Source organism: Bradyrhizobium sp. STM 3843 (genome assembly GCF_000239815.1).
In the GTDB taxonomy this organism is placed as follows: domain Bacteria; phylum Pseudomonadota; class Alphaproteobacteria; order Rhizobiales; family Xanthobacteraceae; genus Bradyrhizobium.
In genome coordinates this window covers 45,617-65,341 of record NZ_CAFK01000246.1, presented here as the reverse complement: position 1 = coordinate 65,341, position 19,725 = coordinate 45,617, and the positions used below count along the sequence as shown (strand labels likewise).

The following is a 19,725-nucleotide window of genomic DNA, read 5'->3' as shown; positions in this document are numbered from 1 at the left end:
GACCGGCGAGACCGCGATTTTCGACGCCAAGACCAACCAGATCACGATGCAGGGCGGCGTGGTGCTGACCCGGTGCAAGAATGTGCTGCAAGGCGACCGCCTGATGGTGGATATGACCACCGGCGTCTCCCGGGTCGAATCGGACGGCGGCAAGGTCCACGCGCAGCTTCCGCAAAGCTCTGGGGACGGAGGGCAGGGCTGCGGTTCGTCCGGTCCGGCGGCCGGATCTCTCTTGCTGCTGGGTCCGGGCAGGCCGAAATGATCGCTCCGCGACGGCAGTTGAATGCCGCCGCGGCCGCCTCTATCTACCCGTACGGCAGAAGGCCGCTGCAACGAACTCGCCGCAATGCCTTGGCAGGTAAAGCCTTGGCAGGTCTTGGCAAGTTCGGAAGCTGCGGGCCGCGAAAGGTTTGGCCAGCCCCGAGGTCGAAGGCGTCCGCTGGGCAGAGCACGTCGTTTCGTTCATGGTGAACGGGCGAATCAGGCGCAAGCGGGTGGCGAGGCACCTTCGAGAGAGTTAAGCGAAGCGGGGATGGTGGATCTACGCGACATGTTCCGTCGGCAGCCCGCAAAGCGCGGCCAGCAGGGCTATGCGCGTTCGCGTGAGGATATCACCGCGATCGACGACCCGTTGGCGACGCTGGCCGACAGCGTGGGCGAACGGCCCGGGCCGCGCATCAATCCGCGCTCCCCGCAGAACACCGAAACGCTGACGCGCAACAATCGACCGGCAGCCGGCAGATCTCCCGGCAAGCCGGCGAAGTCCGGTGCCGCTCCGCAGCTGTTGCGCCGGCCGGGCTTTCTCGCCGTCCACTCGATCGAGAAGAGCTTTGGCAGCCGCCAGGTCGTCCGCGGCGTCAGCATCTATGTCCGGCGCGGCGAGGCGGTGGGCCTGCTGGGACCGAACGGGGCCGGCAAGACCACGGTGTTCTACATGATCACCGGGCTGATCAAGGCCGATCGCGGCGCCATCGAGCTCGATGGCCACGACGTCACTCGGCTGCCGATGTATCAGCGCGCGCGGCTCGGCATCGGCTATCTGCCGCAGGAAGCTTCGATCTTTCGCGGCCTCACCGTCGAACAGAATATCCGCGCGGTGCTGGAAGTGGTCGAGCCGTCGCGCAAGAAGCGCGAACGCGAGCTCGACGCGCTGTTGGAAGAGTTCACCATCACCCGCCTGCGCAAGTCGCCATCCATCGCGCTGTCCGGCGGCGAGCGCCGCCGCGTCGAGATCGCCCGCGCACTGGCGACACGGCCGAACTACATGCTGCTCGACGAGCCGTTCGCCGGCATCGATCCGATCGCGGTCGGCGACATCCAGCAGCTGGTCCGCCATCTCACCAATCGCGGCATCGGCGTTCTGATCACCGACCACAATGTGCGCGAGACGCTCGGCCTGACCGACCGAGCCTATATCGTCTATGCCGGCCAGATCCTGACCGAGGGCAGCCCCGAGGAGATCGTCGCCGATCCTGACGTGCGACGGCTCTATCTGGGAGAGGAATTCCGACTGTAGCGTTCGGGCAATTTTTGTCGGCTTGTCGCGATCGCGACAGCGCCGGGCCTTGTCGAAAGAAGTAGCCTTACTGTGTCACAAGCGCCGTCATTCCGGGGCAGCCCGTCAGGGCTGAACCCGGAATCTCGAGATTCCCAGGTGCGCAATTGCGCACCAGAGTTCGATGCTGTCGCATCGCCCCGGAATGACGGTGAAGCAGGCTATGTCTCGTGATTTGGTCTCGCGATTTTGACGCGGTAGACGTCGGCGGCGCTGCAGCCGGTAACCACTTATTGCAGCCGCGCCATAGTCCTATTTTCTTATTCGTCAAGCCGTGTACATCGGATGCAGAGTAGGATAAGCAAGAATTGGACCACTGTTAGGGAACGTTCTTGCTTCCATGGCGCTGACGCAGAGATTGGAATTCCGCCAGTCGCAATCGCTGGTGATGACGCCGCAGCTGATGCAGGCCATCAAGCTGCTGCAGCTGTCCAATCTCGACCTCGCAACCTTTGTCGAAGACGAGCTCGAGCGCAATCCGCTGCTCGAGCGCGCAGCCGACGGACCTGAGGCGCCGGTGGCCGGCGAGCAGACCGCGGAGCGTGCCGAGTTCTCGGAGTCCGAAGGCGGCGGCGAGGATTTCGCTGACGCCGGCGGCGGTGGCGAAAGCTTCGAGGCGCCCCAGGAAGACTGGATGAGCCGCGATCTCGGCAGCCGGACCGAGATCGAGCAGACGCTCGACACCGGGCTCGACAACGTGTTCTCCGAAGAGCCGGCTGAAGCTGCCGCGCGCAACGCGCAGGACGCGCCGCCCACCACCTACACCGAATGGGGCGGCGGCGCCTCGAGCGATGAAGACTACAATCTCGAGGCGTTCGTTGCCGCCGAGACCACGCTCGCCGACCATCTCGCCGAGCAGGCGGCAGTCGCCTTCACGGCGCCGGCCGATCGCATGATCGGCCAGTACCTGATCGACCTCGTCGACGAGGCCGGCTATCTGCCGGCCGATCTCGGCCAGGCCGCCGACCGGCTGGGGGCCGAACAGGCCGATGTCGATGCGGTGCTCAACGAATTGCAGAAGTTCGATCCGCCCGGCATCTGCGCGCGGAATTTGAGCGAGTGCCTGGCGATCCAGTTGCGCGAGCTCGATCGCTACGATCCGGCGATGCAGGCGTTGGTCGAGCATCTCGATCTCCTCGCCAAGCGCGATTTCGTCGCCTTGCGCAAGCTCTGCGGTGTCGACGACGAGGATCTCGTCGACATGATCGGCGAGATCCGCAGGCTCGATCCGAAGCCGGGTCTGAAGTTCGGCACCACGCGGACGCAGACCATGGTGCCGGATGTCTATGTGCGGCCGGGACCCGACGGCGGCTGGCTGGTGGAGCTCAACAGCGACACGCTGCCGCGCGTGCTCGTGAATCAAGTCTATTACTCGGAGCTGTCGAAGACGATCCGCAAGGACGGCGACAAGTCCTATTTCACCGACTGCCTGCAGAACGCGACCTGGCTGGTGCGTGCGCTCGACCAGCGCGCGCGCACCATCCTGAAAGTGGCGACCGAGATCGTGCGCCAGCAGGACGGCTTCTTCACCCACGGCGTCGCGCATCTGCGGCCGTTGAATCTGAAGGCTGTTGCGGATGCCATTCAGATGCACGAATCAACGGTGTCGCGCGTCACCGCCAACAAATACATGGCGACCAATCGCGGCACCTTCGAGCTGAAGTATTTTTTCACTGCATCGATTGCTTCCGCCGATGGTGGCGAGGCGCATTCCGCGGAAGCCGTCCGCCACCACATCAAGCAGCTGATCGATGCGGAGGATCCGCAGGCGATCCTGTCCGACGATACAATTGTCGAAAAACTGCGCGCAGCCGGTATCGACATCGCCCGCCGCACGGTCGCGAAATACCGGGAGGCGATGCGGATTCCGTCTTCGGTGCAGCGGCGGCGCGACAAGCAGAACATGCTCGCGCATGCACTCTCAGCGCCGTCCGGCACCGACCGTTCCCGGGATGCTGCCCCGGCCTGACAGCGGTCTGACAGCGCGGCAATATGGGACTTTCGCGGATTTGCGCCTTGCGCAAATCGGATTAGTCTCGACCTCGGTGGACATTGATCGAGGCTGCAAATGACCCTGCGAATCTCCGGCAAGAGCATTAGCGTCGGCGAGGCGCTGCGCGGGCGCGTCAGCGAACGCACGGCGGAGGTGCTGAGCAAATATTTCGACGGTAATTACTCCGGCCACATCACGCTCTCCAAGGACGGCTTCGGCTTCAGGACCGATTGCGCGCTGCATCTCGATTCCGGGATCACGTTGGAAGCGGACGCCAATGCGCCGGACGCCTATGCCAGCGCCGACCAGGCTTTGCTGATGATCGAGAAGCGGCTGCGCCGCTACAAGAGCCGGCTCAAGGATCGCTCCGCGCGCAAGACGCACGCCGCCAATGCGGCGCTCGCCGACCTGGAGACGCTGGCGCTGGACGTGCCGAGCTATGTGATCGAGGCGCCCGCCGAGGGCGATGAGGAGGTCTCCGCCTACAGCCCCGTGATCATCGCCGAGGCGACCACGGCGCTGAAGCGGCTGTCGGTCTCCGAGGCGGTGCTGGAGCTGGATCTGTCGGGCGCCTCCTGCCTGGTGTTCCAGCACGGCTCCAGCGGGCGGATCAACGTGATTTACCGCCGCGCGGACGGTAATATCGGCTGGGTGGATCCCCCCGCCGTGAAGTCGTAGGAACTGCAGCCTCCTTTGGCGATTTTTCGCTCCCGGAAGCGAAAAGAGGCGGGTTTCGGACGTCGTCCAATGATCTTAAGGATAGGCCCTGGGAACATGCTTGCGGGAGTTGGCACGGCCGTTGCGTTGGGGTAGAAGCCCCTCGCACCGGACCCGGGCGGGCGAACCGCCCCGCGCCTCAGCTCCTTGACGCTGGTCGGTCCCGACCTATTTTCGCCCCTTGACGGTTCATTCACCTCGGAACGCCCTATGCCGATTACCGATCTGGTCGCACCCGAGGCGATTCTTCCCGCATTGAAGGTCAACAGCAAGAAGCAGGCGCTGCAGGAACTGGCCGCGCGCGCCGCGGCGCTGACCGGGCAGAGCGAGCGAACCGTCTTCGAGGTGCTTTTGCAGCGCGAGAAGCTCGGCACCACGGCGGTCGGCTACGGCGTCGCAATCCCCCACGGCAAGCTGCCGAAGCTGGAGAAGCTGTTCGGCCTGTTCGCCCGGTTGGAACGGCCGATCGATTTCGAGGCCATGGACGGCCAGCCGGTCGACCTGATCTTTCTGCTGCTGGCCCCCGAAGGGGCCGGTGCCGACCACCTGAAGGCGCTGGCGCGCATTGCGCGGCTGCTGCGCGACCAGGACGTCGCCAAGAAGCTGCGGGCGTCCCGTGACGCCCAGGCGATCTATTCCGTCCTGGCGCTGCCCCCGGCCTCCGCGGCCTGATGCCGCATCACATTCAAGGCAGCTCGCAAGGCAGCTCGCGCGCCAGATAGCGCACCGTCTTGGTGCCGCGGTGAATGCTGGCCGAGCCCACCTCGGCAAAGCCCAGCCCGGCGTGAAAGCGATCGGAGTGCGGATTCGGCGGCTCGAGGTTGACTTCGCAGACGATGCGCTGGTGACCGGCGGCGCCGGCCTTCTTAATCAGCGTGCCATAAAGCTGCCGCGCCAGACCGCATCCGCGCGCCGAGGGCGCCACCACGATGCGGTCGACATAGACAAAGCGCGGATAGCGCGCGCGAAACCATTGGAAGTTCGGGTTGTCATAGACGGCGTTCTGATCGAGCGCGATCAGCAGCGCGTCGGCCTCCCCGATGCGCCAGGCGACATGGGCCTGCGCGACCAACTGCGCGAGCCCGTCTACGTCGAGCCATGACAGCTCGGTGGCATGCGCATTGTTGAGCGCGAGCAGCGCGGCGCCAAGCGGCGCGGCGACATCCGCAGACGTGATGGACGTGAGCAGCGCTTCTGTCATCGCAGGCAAAAAAATACGCGGAGCTGTCTAAAGGACAGATCCGCGCATCTCCATCAAGCTCAAATCACGCTGGCATCGACCGCCGCTCGATGGCGGCGAGACCGTTCGTCAGTGCACGCTCACGGCCTGGAGCTCGTGGCTCCATGCATTGGCAATCGCGGCTTCGCGGCTATCGGTGAGCATGATCGGCGTGCCGTCGGCGGCATGCAGTGCGAACAGCTTCAGTCCCGGCGCTATTTGCGGTGCCTGCGGAAACAGTCCGGGCACATCCTCGGACCTGATCTGCTTCACATAGGCGATGTGACCTTCGCCCAAACTGGCCAGCGACTCCGCGGAGACGCCGAATTGAGACGCAACGTTACTCTCGTTCATGGTCTCGACTCCTCATCTTTGAGTCTTAAGCGGTCGAGTCCGCTACTCGTTCCATACCAACTATTATTCGTGTTCATTGATAGCGATTGTCTTAACAATCCGCTCCGGCTCCGGCCGGACCAGGTCGATCGACAACAGCCCGTTCTTCAGATCCGCACCCAGCACCTGCATCCCCTCCGCCAGCACGAACGTGCGCTGGAAGTGGCGCGCGGCAATGCCGCGATGGATGTATTGCCGGGTCTTGTCGTCCTGCTGCCGGCCGCGGATTACGAGCTGGTTTTCCTCAATGGTGACATCGAGTTGGTCGCGGGTAAAACCGGCGACCGCCAGCGTGATCCTCAGGCGTTCGGGCTGGCCATTGGTGCGTTCGAACCGCTCGATATTGTAGGGCGGATAGCCGTCGGCACCTTTGACGACGCGGTCGAGCACGCGCTCGATCTCGTCGAATCCCAGCAGAAACGGACTGGAAAGCGTAGGAACACGAGACATAGTTTACAAAGTCCTCTCGAAGCGACTTTGACGTTTCAGGGCCCTGTCGGCACCCCTTGGACAGCAATATGGGCACGAGCCCCGGGCGGTTCAAGCGCCCGCCCAACCCCTAAACCGCGTGTGTCTCGAACGGGTTAAAGCGCGATCCGGCGGCGTCCGTCGGCCGAAAACAGATGCAGCCTGTTGCGCGGCGCCACCACGCGGATGGCGGCGCCGATTGCGGGCGCCGTTGTGCCGGGCACCCGCACGATGACGTCGTTCGCGGTCGCCGCGAGGGTCGGCGTGCCGTTCGCATCGGTCTGGACGGCCGTATCGGACGGCCGGCGCGCGCCATAGACGAACGTCTCCGCCCCGACATGCTCGATCGCCTCCACGGTCAGATCGAGCGCGAGACCGCCGGCCGGCTGTCCCTCGGCAAGCTCGAGATCCTCCGGCCGGATGCCGAGCAGGCCGGCATCGCCCGGGATCTGCCCGGCGCCATCGAGCTGCGATCTGGCGCCGTCGAGCGGCATCAGGTTCATCGGCGGCGCGCCGATGAAGGACGCGACGAAGGTCGTTGCCGGCTTGTGATAGATGTCCAGCGGATTGCCGATCTGCTCGACCTGTCCGCCATTCATCACCACCAGGATGTCGGCCAGCGTCATCGCCTCGAGCTGGTCGTGGGTGACGTAGATTGCCGTGGTGTTCAGCCGGCGCTGCAGCTTGCGGATCTCGACCCGCATCGCGATCCGGAGCTTGGCGTCGAGGTTGGACAGCGGCTCGTCGAACAGAAACACCTTGGGCTGGCGCACGATGGCGCGGCCCATCGCCACGCGCTGGCGCTGGCCACCGGACAACTGCCGCGGTTTGCGCTGGAGCATCGCGCCGAGTTCGAGGATACGCGCAGCCTCTTCGACGCGCGTCTTGATCTCGGCCTCGCTCATGCCGCGGTTGCGCAGGCCATAGGCCATGTTGTTGTACACGCTCATATGCGGGTACAGCGCGTAGTTCTGGAACACCATGGCGATGTCGCGATCGGCCGGCTCGATCGTGTTGACGATCCGGCCGCCGATATCGATCTCACCCGAGGTGATCGTCTCCAGCCCTGCGACCATCCGCAGCAGCGTGGATTTGCCGCAGCCGGAGGGGCCGACCAGAACACAGAACTGGCCGTCGCCGACCTCGAAATCGATGCCCTTGATGGCCTCGAAGCCGCCTTGGTAGACCTTGCGGACGTTGCGGAGCGTGACGTTAGCCATGGGGATGTCCAGCGAATGGCGAATAAGAAGTAGCGAATAGGGGGCAGGCGTCAGCGTCGGCGGGAATCTCTATTCGCCATTCACCACTCGCGATTTGCCCTCTCATTTTTCCGTCTCCACCAATCCGCGCACGAACAGCTTCTGCATGACGACGACGACGAACACCGGCGGGAGCATTGCGAGCACGGCGGTCGCCATCACCACGGGCCACTCGGTCAGCGCGTCGGTGGTGGTGATCATCTTGCGGATGCCGATCTGGATGGTCTGCATGTCATCGCGGGTGGTGATCAGCAGCGGCCAGAGATACTGGTTCCAGCCGAAGATGAAGAGCACGACGAACAGCGCCGCCATGTTGGTGCGCGACAGCGGCAGCAGCGTATCCCAGAAGAAGCGCAAGGGACCTGCGCCGTCGATGCGCGAGGCTTCCAGGAGTTCGTCCGGCACGGTCATGAAGAACTGCCGGAACAGCAGGGTTGCGGTGGCGGATGCGATCAAGGGCAGGGCCAGGCCGGCATAGCTGTCGAGCATGTGCAGGTCGGCCGTGATCTTGTAGGTCGGATAGATGCGCACTTCCACCGGCAGCATCAGGGTGATGAAGATCACCCAGAAGATCGGCATCCGGAACGGAAAGCGGAAATAGACGATCGCATAGGCCGAGATGATCGAGATCGCGATCTTGCCGACCGCGATCAACAGCGCCATCACCAGCGAGTTCAGCAGCATGGTGGCGACCGGCTCGCGGGTGGTGCCGCTCGTCCCGACGAAAATGGTCTGGTAGTAGGTCTGCAGGAAATGGCCGCCCGGCAGCAGCGACATCTGCCCGTTGGCGATCACGGCATTGTCCTGCGTCGAGGCGATGAAGGCGAGGTAGACCGGGAAGGCGACGATGGCGATCCCGATCCACAGGATGAGATGGGCGACGTAGCGCCGAATGCCCTCTTGCTCGACCATCAGTAGGTCACCTTGCGTTCGACGAAGCGGAATTGGACCGCCGTCAGCACGATGACGATCACCATCAGGATCACCGACTGCGCCGCCGAGGAGCCGAGATTGCCGCCGATCAGACCCTCGGTATAGACCTTGTAGACCAGCGTGACCGTCGACTTGCCGGGGCCGCCGCGGGTCATCGTGTCGATGATGCCGAATGTGTCGAAGAAGGCGTAGACGATGTTGACGACCAGCAGGAAGAAGATGGTCGGCGACAGCAGCGGGAAGATCACGGTCCAGAAGCGTCGCATCGGGCGGGCGCCGTCGATCGCGGCAGCCTCGATCACGCTTCTCGGGATGCTCTGCAGGCCGGCGAGAAAGAACAGGAAGTTGTAGGAAATCTGCTTCCAGGCGGCCGCCAGGATGATCAGCAGCGCCGCCTGATTGCCGTCGAGCAGGGGATTCCAGTCGACGCCCATCGCGCGCAAATAGCGGGCGAGCACGCCGAGCGAGGGGTGCAGCATGAAGATCCAGAGCACGCCGACGACCGGCGGAGCCACCGCATAGGGCCAGATCAGCAGCGTCCGATACAGCGTGCCGCCACGTAGCGGCTTATCCGCCATCACGGCGAGCAGCAGCGCAAAGGAGAGGGACGAGAACGCGATCGCGAATGAGAACGCGAAGGTACGACCGATCGTGGCGAAGTAATCGGCGTCCTGCAGCAGGTCCTGATAGTTCTCAAACCAGACGAAGCTGGTCGAAAGTCCGAACGCGTCCTGCAGCAGGAACGACTGCACGACGGCTTGCGCCGCGGGCCAGTAGAAAAAGATCAGCACGATCGCGAGCTGGGGCGCAATCAGCGCGTAGGGCAACAGCCTTGACTGGAAAATCGCGTTCTTCTGCATGGTGATTGGAGCGGCAGGCCGTCAATTCGGGCCTGCCGCTCACGGCCTCACTTCACGGCCGTCTTTTCGAACTGCCGCAGCATCTGGTTGCCGCGCTCGACGGCGGCATCCAGCGCCTGCTTGGCGGTCTTCTTGCCGGCGAGCGCCTGCTCGATCTCTTCGGACCAGACATCACGGAGCTGTACCATGTTGCCGAGCCGCAGCCCGCGCGAATTTTCGGTCGGCTCCTTGTTGGTCAGTTCGAGCAGCGGCGTTTCGAGGTAGGGCTGGTCCTTGTAGAATCCTTCCGCCTTGGCCTTCTCGTAGGCCGCCTTGGTGATCGGCAGATAGCCGGACTCCTTGTGGATGTAGACCTGACGGTCGGTGTCCGAGAGGAAGGTCAGGAATTTGGCGACGCCCTTATATTCCTCTGCGGTTTTGCCGCCCATGACCCAGAGCGAGGCGCCGCCGATGATGGAGTTCTGCGGGGCGCCCTTCACGTCGGGGTAATAGGGCATCGGCGCCGCCGTGAAGTTGAACTTGGCCTGGGCCTTGACGTTGCCGAAGAACGACGACGAGGTCAGGTAGATCGGGCATTCGCCCGAGGTGAAGCGGCCTTCGCCGGTGTTGGTGCGGCCGGCATAGTCGTAAGTCTTGTCCTTCTGCAGCTCGACCAGGTTCTCCAGGTGCTTGACCTGCAGCGGCCCGTTGAACTCGAGAACCGTGTCGAAGCCGTCGAGGCCGTTGGCCTTGCTGGCGAGCGGCACGTTGTGCCAGGCCGAGAGCTGCTCGAGATTGACCCAGGTGACCCACGAGCCGGAGAAGCCGCAGGTGGAATAGCCGGCAGCCTTCAGCTTCTTCGCATCGTCGAAGACTTCCGGCCAGGTCTTCGGAATCTCGGCGATGTTGGCCTTTTTCAGCGCATCGAGATTGATCCACATGACTGTGGAGGACGAATTGAAGGGGAACGACAGCATCTCGCCCTTCGAGGTCGAGTAATAGCCGGTGATCGCGGGCAGGTAGCTCTTGGGATCGAACTTCTCCCCGGCCTCCTGCATCAGCTTGTAGACCGGCTTCACAGCGCCGGTTGCGGCCATCATGGTCGCGGTGCCGACCTCGAACACCTGCATGATGTGCGGCGCGTTACCGGCACGGAAGGCGGCGATGCCGGCATTCATAGTATCGGCGTAGTTGCCCTTGTAGGTCGGGACCACCTTGTAGTCGCTCTGCGACGCGTTGAAATCATTGGCGAGCTTGACGATGACGTCATTGTTCGCGCCCGTCATCGCGTGCCACCACTGAATCTCGGTCACGGCATGAGCCGGCGAGGCGGCCGTGAATGCCAAGGCGGCTGCAGTTGCAGCGGCAGCGCAAAATTGTCGAAGTGACATCAAAAAATACCTCCCGTGGAGCGTCATCGGCGTTGGGGCCGTAGCAGTGTCAGATGACGGTTATGTGAACTTATAACCGTCTGTACAGGCGGGGAAAAGTGCGTCGCACGGGTTGCGGGAAATGGTCGAAGCAAGCACGCGCAAACTCAGCTCTCATGCGAGCCCGCCATCCCGTAGTTTGTAAGGCGACGAGACGACAGGTCGATGGCGTCAGCGTTTGCGTTCGGTGCAAACGACGCCTTGCTGCATCAGCGTCTCGATCTCCGGTTCCGAATAGCCGAACTCGCCCAGCACTTCGCGGGCGTGCTGGCTGAATTTCGGGGGCGTCGCGCGCAGGCTTGGTTTGGTGCGGTCGAGCCGGATCGGCGAGGCGACACCCTTGTACCAATCCTTTTGGATAATATCGCCCCGGTAGAGCGTATGCGGGTTGGTCAACGCCTGATCGATCTTCTGGACCGGCCCGGCGGGCAGGCCGGCTCCGAGCAGCCGGTCGCACAGCGGCTCGGCGTCGAACTCCTTGAACACGGCAGCGAGCTCTTCGCGCAGCGCCTCGCGGTTGGCGACGCGGTCGCGATTGCGGGCAAAGCGCGGATCGGTGCCGAGCTCGGGGCGTCCGATCTCCTTGCACAGTTTCCGGAACGTGCCGTCATTGCCGACGCCGATGAAGATGTCGTCGGTCTTGGTCGGGAAGATCGCGTAAGGTACGAGATTGGGGTGCTCGTTGCCGGTCAGCGACGGCGGCTTGCCGTGCATGAAATAGTTTGCCGTGTGCGGGTGCATGATGGCGAGCCCGGTCTCGTACAGCGTCACTTCCAGGAACTGCCCGATCCCGGAGCGTTGCCGCTCTGACAGCGCCATCAGGATGCCGATCGCGGCATAGAGGCCGGTGGTGATGTCGACCAGCGGCACGCCAATGCGCATCGGGCCGCTTTCCGGCGAGCCGGTCGCGGCGATCATGCCGGTCATCGCCTGGATGATCGCATCATAGCCGGGATTGCCGCCACGCGGTCCGTCGGCGCCGAAGCCGCAGATGCGGCAATGCACCAGCTTCGGGAATGTCTCGCGCAGAACATCACTGCCGATGCCCCACTTCTCCAGCGTACCCGGCTTGAAGTTCTCGATCAGGACGTCCGCCGTCTCCAGCATCTTCATCAGTACCGTGCGACCGCCTTCTGCGGCGAGGTCCAGCCCGACCGAGCGCTTGTTGCGGTTGATGCCGACGAAGTAGGCCGCGTCCTCCTCGTGAAAGGGCGGCCCCCAATCGCGCACCTCGTCGCCGGCCGGCGGTTCGACCTTGATCACGTCGGCGCCGTGATCGGCAAGAATCTGGGTGCAATAGGGACCGCCAAGCACGCGCGTCAGATCGATTACGCGCAGGCCGGCCATCGCGCCGGGAGCAAAGGGTGGTGTCATCTTTGGGTTCGCGAGGTTCTGAGCCAACTCGCGATCATTAAGCATTGGCGGCGCGACGGCGCAAATCCGAGATCGCGACGCGGCGATGCACAAAAGGGCAAGGGATCACTGAGTGCGATCCCCTGCCGTATCATGGAATAACTAAGGTCAAACCACGCTCAGCTTGACGTCGACATTGCCGCGAGTGGCGTTCGAATAGGGGCACACCTGATGCGCCTTCGCGACCAGCGCTTCCCCGTCGGCCTTGGCGAGACCGGGCAGCGACACTGCAAGCTCGACCGTGATGCCGAAGCCGCCTTCCGAACGCGGTCCGATGCCGACGGTGGAGGTCACGGACGTGTCAGCCGGCACCTTCGGGCCGCCCTGGGAGGCCACGAACTTCATCGCGCCGAGGAAGCAGGCGGCGTAGCCGGCGGCGAACAGCTGCTCGGGGTTGTTGCCGGCGCCGCCGCCACCGCCGAGTTCCTTCGGCGTTGCGAGCTTGACGCTCAGCGCGCCGTCGAGGGTCTTGGCTTCGCCGTCGCGGCCGCCGGTTGCCTTGGCGCTGGTCTTGTAGAGCACGTTCACGGACATGGTCGGGATCTCCCAGTTGCGAATTTCAATGCGACGCATATTGCACGCAATTAAATTGTGTGCAATATAATTGTCGATCGAAATTTCGTGATCGCGACGCTCGCCGTTGATCGGCGGACCTGCCGCACCCTAGATGGGTCACGATCTGCGCTGAGGTCAGCATGCCTAAGAAAGCCGCGGCGGACGCGCCGCTTCTGCTCGGAAACCAGCTCTGTTTTGCGGTGTATTCGACCGCGCATGCGTTCAATCGCGTCTATAAGCCGCTGCTGGACCGGCTCGGGCTCACCTATCCGCAATATCTGGTGATGCTGGTGCTCTGGGAGCGCGACAGCCTGTCAGTCAAGGAGATCGGCGAGCGGCTGTTTCTGGACTCCGGCACCTTGACCCCACTGCTCAAGCGGCTGGAGAGCGCGCATCTGGTGAAGCGCACGCGTTCGGCCGAGGACGAGCGCCAGGTGCTGGTGGGGTTGACCACACAGGGCGCAGGCTTGCGCGAGAAGGCCAGGACCATCGTGCCGCCGGCGATTCTCGCCGCGACCGGATGCTCGGTTGCCGAATTGACGGCGCTGCAGAAGAATCTGGTGGCGCTGCGGGAGAGCCTGAATTCGGCGGCGGGGGAGGGGTGAGCTTTGCCGCAGAGGCCCCGTTTCAAGCAGGGCCGACCAGACGCTTCTTCGAGAATGCCCGTCCCGAATGCGATTTGAGATAGGCCTCAAACGCAAGCGCCCTCTGTTTGTCCGGAAAGGCGCAGTACCAGACCAGTGTCCACGGTCTGAACTTCGCTGTATGCGGCGATCGGCCTGCGTTATGGTCTGGGAGGCGCTGCCTCAGATTGGCAGTCGCGCCAACATATTCTTGATCGGGAAAGGCAACGCTACGGATAATGTAGACGTACCACATCGATCATTGCGCTCGTAGGCGTGAAACGAAAGCTTGGAGTATGCCTCAGCCCGTCTTCGCCCGTTGGGCTTCGCCGGGCACCACGCTTCGCCGTTCGGGCTCCGGCGCGGCTGCGCCACGCGTAGCCCGAAGGGCGAAGCGTGGTGGAGCCAGGCGGGATCGAACCGCCGACCTCTTGCATGCCATGCAAGCGCTCTCCCAGCTGAGCTATGGCCCCTTAACAGCACCGGCGGTCTGGGCGACGCGCCGGGATGCACCGTGAAACACGTTTTCAGAATTATCTCAAGTGTCTTCGTCACCGCCGACGTCGCCAATGATGTCGGTGACGTCCTCATCACCTTCTTCTTCGTCGGCGATGAAGGTCGAGTCATCATCCTCATCGTCGTCGAGGGTCTCGTCGATCTCGATGTCGTCTTCCGATTCGGGAACGGCCGCCTTGACCTTCCCGGTGTTCTCCTCGGCATCGGCCTCCTCGAGCGAGACCAACTCTTCGGTCTCCGCAGGCTCCGGCGTGGTGTCGGCATGGGCTGCAGCGCGGGCGGCCTCGCCGCGCGGCATGCGCGCCGGTGCCACAGGCGCAATCGGCACCACCTCGCCGGTGTAGGGTGAAATCACCGGGTTCTTGTTGAGGTCATAGAACTTTTTGCCCGTCGTCGGGCAAACGCGTTTGGTTCCAAGCTCGGCTTTGGCCACGTGCAGCGTCCTGGCAATGTCTGAAAAGCGGTGCTTCACTTGGCTAGTTGCGGGGCCGCTGTCAATAGCGCTGCGCACGAGAATTTCGTTGGCCGGTGACGGCCGGGCAGGCGTGTGATACCTGCCGACCCCGACTTGACCCGAGGGTATGACCTTGTCCGCTTCAGTAGTCCCGACCCCGCTCGAATCCCGCGCCAGTGGTCCCCTGACGGGTACGATTCGCGTCCCAGGCGACAAATCGATCTCGCACCGGGCCCTCATTCTGGGGGCGCTTGCGGTCGGTGAGACCACGATTTCCGGCCTGCTCGAGGGCGAAGACGTGCTCAATACCGCCAAGTCGATGCAGGCGCTGGGTGCTACCGTGCAGCGGACGGGCGATTTTGCCTGGTCTGTCCGCGGGGTCGGCGTCGGTGGCTTCGCCCAGCCGAGCGAAACCCTGGATTTTGGCAATTCCGGCACCGGCTGCCGGCTGGTGATGGGCGCGGTGGCGGGCTGCCCGATCACGGCCGTGTTCGACGGCGACGCGTCGCTGCGCAGCCGGCCGATGCGCCGGGTGCTCGATCCGCTCGCTTTGATGGGTGCCAAAGTCATTGCCGGCGGCGAGGGTGGCAGGCTGCCCTTGACCCTGCAGGGCGCCCGCGACCCGGTTCCGATCGAATATCGCACTCCGGTGGCCTCGGCCCAGATCAAGTCGGCGGTGCTGCTGGCGGGACTGGCCGCCCCCGGCGTCACCACCGTGATCGAGCGGGAGGCGAGCCGCGACCACACCGAGCTGATGCTGAAGCATTTCGGCGCCGAGATCGTCACGACGGCGGAAGGTGCGCATGGCCGGCGTATCGCGCTGACTGGCCAGCCCGAGCTGCGCGGCGCGAGGGTGATCGTTCCAGCCGACCCCTCTTCGGCGGCCTTTCCAGTGGTGGCCGCGCTGATCGTCGAAGGCTCCGACATCGAACTGCCGGATGTGATGACCAATCCGCTGCGAACCGGCCTGTTCACGACGCTCCGCGAGATGGGCGCGTCGATCGAGGAGCGCGACGTCCGCGGCGATGCCGGCGAGCCGATGGCGCGGCTGCGGGTCCGGGCCTCGCGCTTGCGCGGGGTCGAGGTGCCGCCGGAGCGCGCGCCATCCATGATCGATGAATATCTCGTGCTGGCGGTGGCCGCAGCCTATGCCGAGGGGACCACGGTCATGCGTGGCCTGCACGAGCTGCGTGTCAAGGAGTCCGACCGGCTGGAGGCGACCGCGGCGATGCTGCGGGTCAACGGCGTCAAGGTCGAGATCTCGGGCGACGACCTGATCGTGGAGGGCAGGGGCCACGTGCCCGGTGGCGGGGTGGTGGCGACCCATATGGATCACCGGATCGCGATGTCGGCCCTGGTGATGGGACTGGCCGCCGATCAGCCGGTCAAGGTCGACGACACCGCTTTCATCGCTACCAGCTTCCCGGATTTCATCCCGCTGATGCGCAAGGCGGGCGCGGATTTCGCATGATCATCGCCATCGACGGCCCGGCGGCCTCCGGCAAGGGCACGCTCGCCAAGCGGCTGGCCGCCCATTACGGTTATCGGCATCTTGATACCGGCGTGATCTATCGTGCCGTGGCCCATGCCCTGCTGACGGCTGGTATCGACCTGAACGACGAAGTCAGGGCGGTCCAGGCCGCCTTGAAGCTCGATCCGGAAAGCTTCGACAATCCGGCCCTGAAATCGCAGGTGGTGGGTTCCGCGGCCTCGGTCGTCTCGGCCCTGCCGAAGGTCCGGGAGGCGCTGGTCACGTTTCAGCGCCAGTTCGCGGCAAGCCCGCCGGGCGCCGTGCTCGACGGCCGCGACATCGGCACGGTGATCTGCCCCACCGCCGACGTGAAAATCTATGTCGTCGCCGATCCCAAGATCCGCGCCCAGCGCCGGACGCTGGAGGCGCGTGCCCGGGGCGAGGAGGCGGATGAAGCCGTCGTCCTGGCCGACATCCTGGCGCGGGACGAGCGCGACCAGAACCGCGCCGTCGCTCCTTTAAAACAAGCACCGGATGCTTACTTGCTTGACAACTCTCATTTGGATATAGAGAGCGGCGTCCGGGCCGCCATCGATATTGTCGAGGCCGTCCGAGCGGGCCGTCAGCGGGTTTGATATTTTCCGCCGGCGTCATTGGAGGAATGCCCGCTCCCGCCCTTGATCATCGATAGCTCGATTGCGGTTCAATCGAGTTCGATCAGCCGGACACATTCAAACGTATCGCATGTGCAGGCACTGCCGGCCCGCTTTTGCGCGTTTCGCGCAAATCAGCGGTCGTCTGGAGTTTTCGCGGACCTCCAGGCACTGCGCGTTCGATGCGCCGATCAACCCCCGCCGGCGAGACTGTCCGCATCTGGAGAACCAATGGCTTCGAGTACCACTGCTGCTTCCTACAACCCCAGCCGCGATGATTTTGCCGCGATGCTGGATGAGTCCTTTACGCGCGGCAACCTGCAGGAAAGTTCCGTCGTCAAGGGCAAGGTGGTTGCGATCGAGAAGGACATGGCCGTCATCGACGTCGGCCTGAAGACCGAGGGCCGCGTTGCGCTGCGCGAATTCTCAGGCCCCGGCCGTGACAGCGATTTGAAGGTCGGCGACGAGGTCGAAGTGTTCCTCGATCGCATCGAGAACGCGCTCGGCGAAGCCGTGCTGTCGCGCGACAAGGCCCGCCGCGAAGAGAGCTGGGGCAAGCTCGAGAAGGCCTTCCAGAACAACGAGAAGGTCAACGGCGTCATCTTCAACCAGGTCAAGGGCGGCTTCACGGTCGACCTCGACGGCGCCGTGGCGTTCCTGCCGCGCTCCCAGGTGGACATCCGTCCGATCCGCGACGTCGCGCCGCTGATGAACAACTCCCAGCCGTTCCAGATCCTCAAGATGGATCGCCGCCGCGGCAACATCGTGGTGTCGCGCCGCACCGTGCTGGAAGAGACCCGCGCCGAGCAGCGCCAGGAGCTGGTGCAGAACCTCGAAGAGGGTCAGGTGATCGACGGCGTGGTCAAGAACATCACCGATTACGGTGCGTTCGTCGACCTCGGCGGCATCGACGGCCTCTTGCACGTCACCGACATCGCCTGGCGGCGTGTCAACCACCCGACCGAGGTGCTCTCGATCGGTCAGACGGTCAAGGTCAAGATCATCAAGATCAACCACGAGACGCACCGCATCTCGCTGGGCATGAAGCAGCTGTTGGATGATCCGTGGCAGGGCATCGAGGCGAAGTATCCGCTGGGTGCGCGCTTCCACGGCCGCGTCACCAACATCACCGACTACGGCGCCTTCGTCGAGCTGGAGCCGGGCATCGAAGGCCTGATCCACGTCTCGGAGATGTCGTGGACCAAGAAGAACATGCACCCCGGCAAGATCGTCTCGACCTCGCAGGAGGTTGAGGTGCAGGTGCTCGAGGTCGATTCGGTCAAGCGCCGCATCTCGCTCGGCCTCAAGCAGACCATGCGCAATCCGTGGGAGGTCTTCGTCGAGAAGCATCCGACGGGTTCGGTGGTCGAGGGCGAGGTCAAGAACAAGACCGAGTTCGGCCTGTTCCTGGGTCTCGAGGGCGATGTCGACGGCATGGTCCACCTGTCCGACCTCGACTGGAAGCTCCCGGGCGAGCAGGTCATCGACAACTACAAGAAGGGCGACATGGTGAAGGCCGTGGTGCTCGACGTCGACGTGGAGAAGGAGCGTATCTCGCTCGGCATCAAGCAGCTCGAGGGCGATCCCTTCGCCGAGCCGGGCGATGTCAAGAAGGGCGCGGTCGTCACCTGCGAAGTGCTCGACGTCAAGGATGGCGGCATCGACGTCAAGATCGTCGGCACCGACTTCACCACCTTCATCAAGCGCTCCGAGCTGGCGCGCGATCGCAACGATCAGCGCTCCGAACGCTTTGCGGTCGGTGAGAAGGTCGATGCCCGCGTGATCCAGTTCGACAAGAAGGCCCGCAAGGTGCAGGTCTCGATCAAGGCGCTGGAGGTCGCGGAAGAGAAGGAAGCCATCGCGCAGTATGGCTCCTCCGATTCGGGCGCGACGCTCGGCGACATCTTGGGCACCGCGCTCAAGAACCGCGACCAGAAGTAAGTCGGCGACTTCATGACAAGCATCAAAGCCCCGGTTTCGACCGGGGCTTTTCTGTTTCTGCAGGGAAAAAAGCCGGCGTGCTCGGCAGGCGCCGGGCGCGCGGCGTGGCGATCCTCCGGCGGCATCGTGGCGAGCCATGCTTTCTTCAAATTGGGCCGCAATTGATGTAATCCAGCAACCTCGTATTCGGACGGTTGTGCAAAACGCGCTGATATTTCCGGGAGAAATCCATGTCGCTTGATTCGGACGTGATCGTCGATCGCCGCAGGCTGCGTCGCAAGCTGACCTTCTGGCGCGTCGCCGCCGTGCTGATCGCGATCGGAGCGCTGTCGGTGGTTGGTCTCGTGATGTCGCCGCGCGGGCGCACCGCGCTGACGACGTCGGGATCGATTGCCCGGGTCAATATCGAAGGCCTGATCCGCAGCGACCAGGACCGCGTCGAGGCATTGGAGCGGCTGGAGAATTCCGGGGCTGCCGCGGTGGTCGTTCATATCAATTCGCCGGGCGGCACCACTGCGGGCTCGGAGCAGCTGTATGATTCGCTGACGCGGCTGAAGGCCAAGAAACCGCTGGTCGTCGTGGTCGAAGGGCTTGCGGCATCGGGCGGTTACATCACCGCGATCGCGGCCGATCACATCGTCGCGCAGCAGAGCTCGCTGGTCGGTTCGATCGGCGTGCTGTTCCAATATCCGAATGTCAGCGAGCTGTTGAAGACCATCGGCGTCAAGGTCGAGGAGGTGAAGTCCTCGCCGCTGAAGGCCGCGCCGAACGGCTTCGAGCCGACCAGTCCTGAAGCGCGTGAGGCGCTCGATGCGCTGGTGAAGGATTCCTATGCCTGGTTTCGCGGGCTCGTGAAGGAGCGGCGGGGCATGGATGATGCCCAGCTCGAGAAGGTTGCCGACGGCCGCGTGTTCACGGGGCGGCAGGCGATCGATCTGAAGCTGATCGATGAGCTCGGTGACGAGAAGAAGGCAATTGCCTGGCTTGTCGAAAACAAGAACGTCAAAAAGGATCTGCCCGTGCGCGACTACAGGCTCACGCCGCAGTTCGGCGATCTCACCTTTTTGCGCACGGCGACCTCGATCGCGCTCGATGCCGTGGGTCTCGGCGCAATTGCGCGTCAGATCGAGCACGCCGGCGTCACGCATGCGGTGGATCGCTTCGGACTGGATGGGATGCTGGCGCTCTGGCAGCCGGCGGGAGGCAATTGAAACCCGCCAAGACCGCGTCATCGCATTTTTCGCGTTTTACGTGTGGTCTGCGAGAGCCGGTTTTCCGGCTTTGTCACGCAAT

General features: G+C 63.8%; 21 protein-coding genes and 1 tRNA gene. 10 read left to right on the top strand and 12 right to left on the bottom strand.

Annotated features, from left to right (window positions below; all coding sequences use genetic code 11):
* The 5 genes from BRAS3843_RS25470 to ptsN form a co-directional block, all read left to right on the top strand.
* The coding region (locus BRAS3843_RS25470) for an LptA/OstA family protein (RefSeq protein ID WP_035982729.1) at positions 1-262 on the top strand (262 nt) is incomplete at its 5' end.
* Positions 263-532: 270 nt separating this feature from the next.
* Positions 533-1,516, top strand: a complete 984-nt coding sequence (gene lptB / locus BRAS3843_RS25465; protein ID WP_008971971.1) for an LPS export ABC transporter ATP-binding protein — start codon at positions 533-535, stop codon at positions 1,514-1,516.
* Between the two features lie 379 nt (positions 1,517-1,895).
* Complete coding sequence (gene rpoN / locus BRAS3843_RS25460; protein WP_008971970.1) at positions 1,896-3,524, top strand: RNA polymerase factor sigma-54; 1,629 nt, start codon at positions 1,896-1,898, stop codon at positions 3,522-3,524.
* A 99-nt stretch (positions 3,525-3,623) separates the two neighbouring features.
* Complete coding sequence (gene raiA / locus BRAS3843_RS25455; protein WP_008971969.1) at positions 3,624-4,226, top strand: ribosome-associated translation inhibitor RaiA; 603 nt, start codon at positions 3,624-3,626, stop codon at positions 4,224-4,226.
* 249 nt (positions 4,227-4,475) lie between these two features.
* Positions 4,476-4,937: a PTS IIA-like nitrogen regulatory protein PtsN gene (gene ptsN, locus BRAS3843_RS25450; protein ID WP_008971968.1), complete on the top strand. Its 462-nt coding sequence runs from the start codon at positions 4,476-4,478 to the stop codon at positions 4,935-4,937.
* Between the two features lie 13 nt (positions 4,938-4,950).
* On the opposite strand, the gene BRAS3843_RS25445 is transcribed toward ptsN, so the two are convergent.
* The 9 genes from BRAS3843_RS25445 to BRAS3843_RS25405 all read right to left on the bottom strand — a co-directional run bounded on the left by BRAS3843_RS25445 (position 4,951) and on the right by BRAS3843_RS25405 (position 12,753).
* Positions 4,951-5,466 carry a GNAT family N-acetyltransferase gene (locus tag BRAS3843_RS25445; protein WP_008971967.1) on the bottom strand — a complete coding sequence of 172 codons (516 nt, stop codon included), beginning with the start codon at positions 5,464-5,466 and terminating at the stop codon, positions 4,951-4,953.
* A gap of 108 nt (positions 5,467-5,574) precedes the next feature.
* On the bottom strand, positions 5,575-5,838 hold the full coding sequence (locus BRAS3843_RS25440) for a DUF1150 domain-containing protein (RefSeq protein WP_008971966.1): 264 nt from the start codon (positions 5,836-5,838) through the stop codon (positions 5,575-5,577).
* 63 nt (positions 5,839-5,901) lie between these two features.
* On the bottom strand, positions 5,902-6,327 hold the full coding sequence (locus BRAS3843_RS25435) for an Hsp20 family protein (RefSeq protein WP_008971965.1): 426 nt from the start codon (positions 6,325-6,327) through the stop codon (positions 5,902-5,904).
* 134 nt (positions 6,328-6,461) lie between these two features.
* Positions 6,462-7,565 carry a sn-glycerol-3-phosphate import ATP-binding protein UgpC gene (locus tag BRAS3843_RS25430; RefSeq protein WP_008971964.1) on the bottom strand — a complete coding sequence of 368 codons (1,104 nt, stop codon included), beginning with the start codon at positions 7,563-7,565 and terminating at the stop codon, positions 6,462-6,464.
* A 102-nt stretch (positions 7,566-7,667) separates the two neighbouring features.
* Positions 7,668-8,516, bottom strand: coding sequence for a sn-glycerol-3-phosphate ABC transporter permease UgpE (gene ugpE / locus BRAS3843_RS25425; protein ID WP_008971963.1), 849 nt, complete (start codon positions 8,514-8,516; stop codon positions 7,668-7,670).
* On the bottom strand, positions 8,516-9,397 hold the full coding sequence (gene ugpA, locus BRAS3843_RS25420) for a sn-glycerol-3-phosphate ABC transporter permease UgpA (RefSeq protein ID WP_008971962.1): 882 nt from the start codon (positions 9,395-9,397) through the stop codon (positions 8,516-8,518). Before ugpA ends, ugpE begins: the two co-directional genes overlap by 1 nt.
* A 47-nt stretch (positions 9,398-9,444) precedes the next feature.
* Positions 9,445-10,767 (bottom strand): sn-glycerol-3-phosphate ABC transporter substrate-binding protein UgpB, encoded by a 1,323-nt coding sequence (gene ugpB / locus BRAS3843_RS25415; protein ID WP_035982725.1) that lies wholly within the window; start codon positions 10,765-10,767, stop codon positions 9,445-9,447.
* 210 nt (positions 10,768-10,977) lie between these two features.
* Positions 10,978-12,180, bottom strand: a complete 1,203-nt coding sequence (locus tag BRAS3843_RS25410) for a CaiB/BaiF CoA-transferase family protein (RefSeq protein WP_008971960.1) — start codon at positions 12,178-12,180, stop codon at positions 10,978-10,980.
* A 147-nt stretch (positions 12,181-12,327) separates the two neighbouring features.
* A complete protein-coding gene (locus tag BRAS3843_RS25405; RefSeq protein ID WP_008971959.1) occupies positions 12,328-12,753 on the bottom strand; it encodes an organic hydroperoxide resistance protein in 426 nt (141 codons plus the stop codon).
* Positions 12,754-12,914: 161 nt separating this feature from the next.
* Between BRAS3843_RS25405 and BRAS3843_RS25400 the strand changes: the two genes are divergently transcribed.
* Positions 12,915-13,379 (top strand): MarR family transcriptional regulator, encoded by a 465-nt coding sequence (locus BRAS3843_RS25400; protein ID WP_008971958.1) that lies wholly within the window; start codon positions 12,915-12,917, stop codon positions 13,377-13,379.
* A 22-nt stretch (positions 13,380-13,401) separates the two neighbouring features.
* Here BRAS3843_RS25400 and BRAS3843_RS39820 read toward each other — a convergent pair whose 3' ends face one another.
* The 3 genes from BRAS3843_RS39820 to BRAS3843_RS25390 form a co-directional block, all read right to left on the bottom strand.
* A complete protein-coding gene (locus BRAS3843_RS39820; RefSeq protein WP_083841435.1) occupies positions 13,402-13,653 on the bottom strand; it encodes a GIY-YIG nuclease family protein in 252 nt (83 codons plus the stop codon).
* Positions 13,654-13,794: 141 nt separating this feature from the next.
* Positions 13,795-13,870 (bottom strand) — tRNA-Ala (locus BRAS3843_RS25395).
* 65 nt (positions 13,871-13,935) lie between these two features.
* Complete coding sequence (locus BRAS3843_RS25390) at positions 13,936-14,346, bottom strand: TIGR02300 family protein (protein ID WP_008971957.1); 411 nt, start codon at positions 14,344-14,346, stop codon at positions 13,936-13,938.
* 154 nt (positions 14,347-14,500) lie between these two features.
* Between BRAS3843_RS25390 and aroA the strand changes: the two genes are divergently transcribed.
* The 4 genes from aroA (at position 14,501) to sppA (ending at position 19,643) form a co-directional block, all read left to right on the top strand.
* On the top strand, positions 14,501-15,838 hold the full coding sequence (gene aroA / locus BRAS3843_RS25385) for a 3-phosphoshikimate 1-carboxyvinyltransferase (RefSeq protein WP_008971956.1): 1,338 nt from the start codon (positions 14,501-14,503) through the stop codon (positions 15,836-15,838).
* Complete coding sequence (cmk, locus tag BRAS3843_RS25380) at positions 15,835-16,473, top strand: (d)CMP kinase (protein WP_008971955.1); 639 nt, start codon at positions 15,835-15,837, stop codon at positions 16,471-16,473. Before aroA ends, cmk begins: the two co-directional genes overlap by 4 nt.
* Positions 16,474-16,722: 249 nt before the next feature.
* The gene (gene rpsA, locus BRAS3843_RS25375; protein WP_008971954.1) at positions 16,723-18,432 is read left to right on the top strand and encodes a 30S ribosomal protein S1; all 1,710 of its coding nucleotides are present in this window, start codon (positions 16,723-16,725) and stop codon (positions 18,430-18,432) included.
* Between the two features lie 230 nt (positions 18,433-18,662).
* Positions 18,663-19,643: a signal peptide peptidase SppA gene (gene sppA, locus BRAS3843_RS25370; protein ID WP_008971953.1), complete on the top strand. Its 981-nt coding sequence runs from the start codon at positions 18,663-18,665 to the stop codon at positions 19,641-19,643.
* Positions 19,644-19,725: the final 82 nt, after the last annotated feature.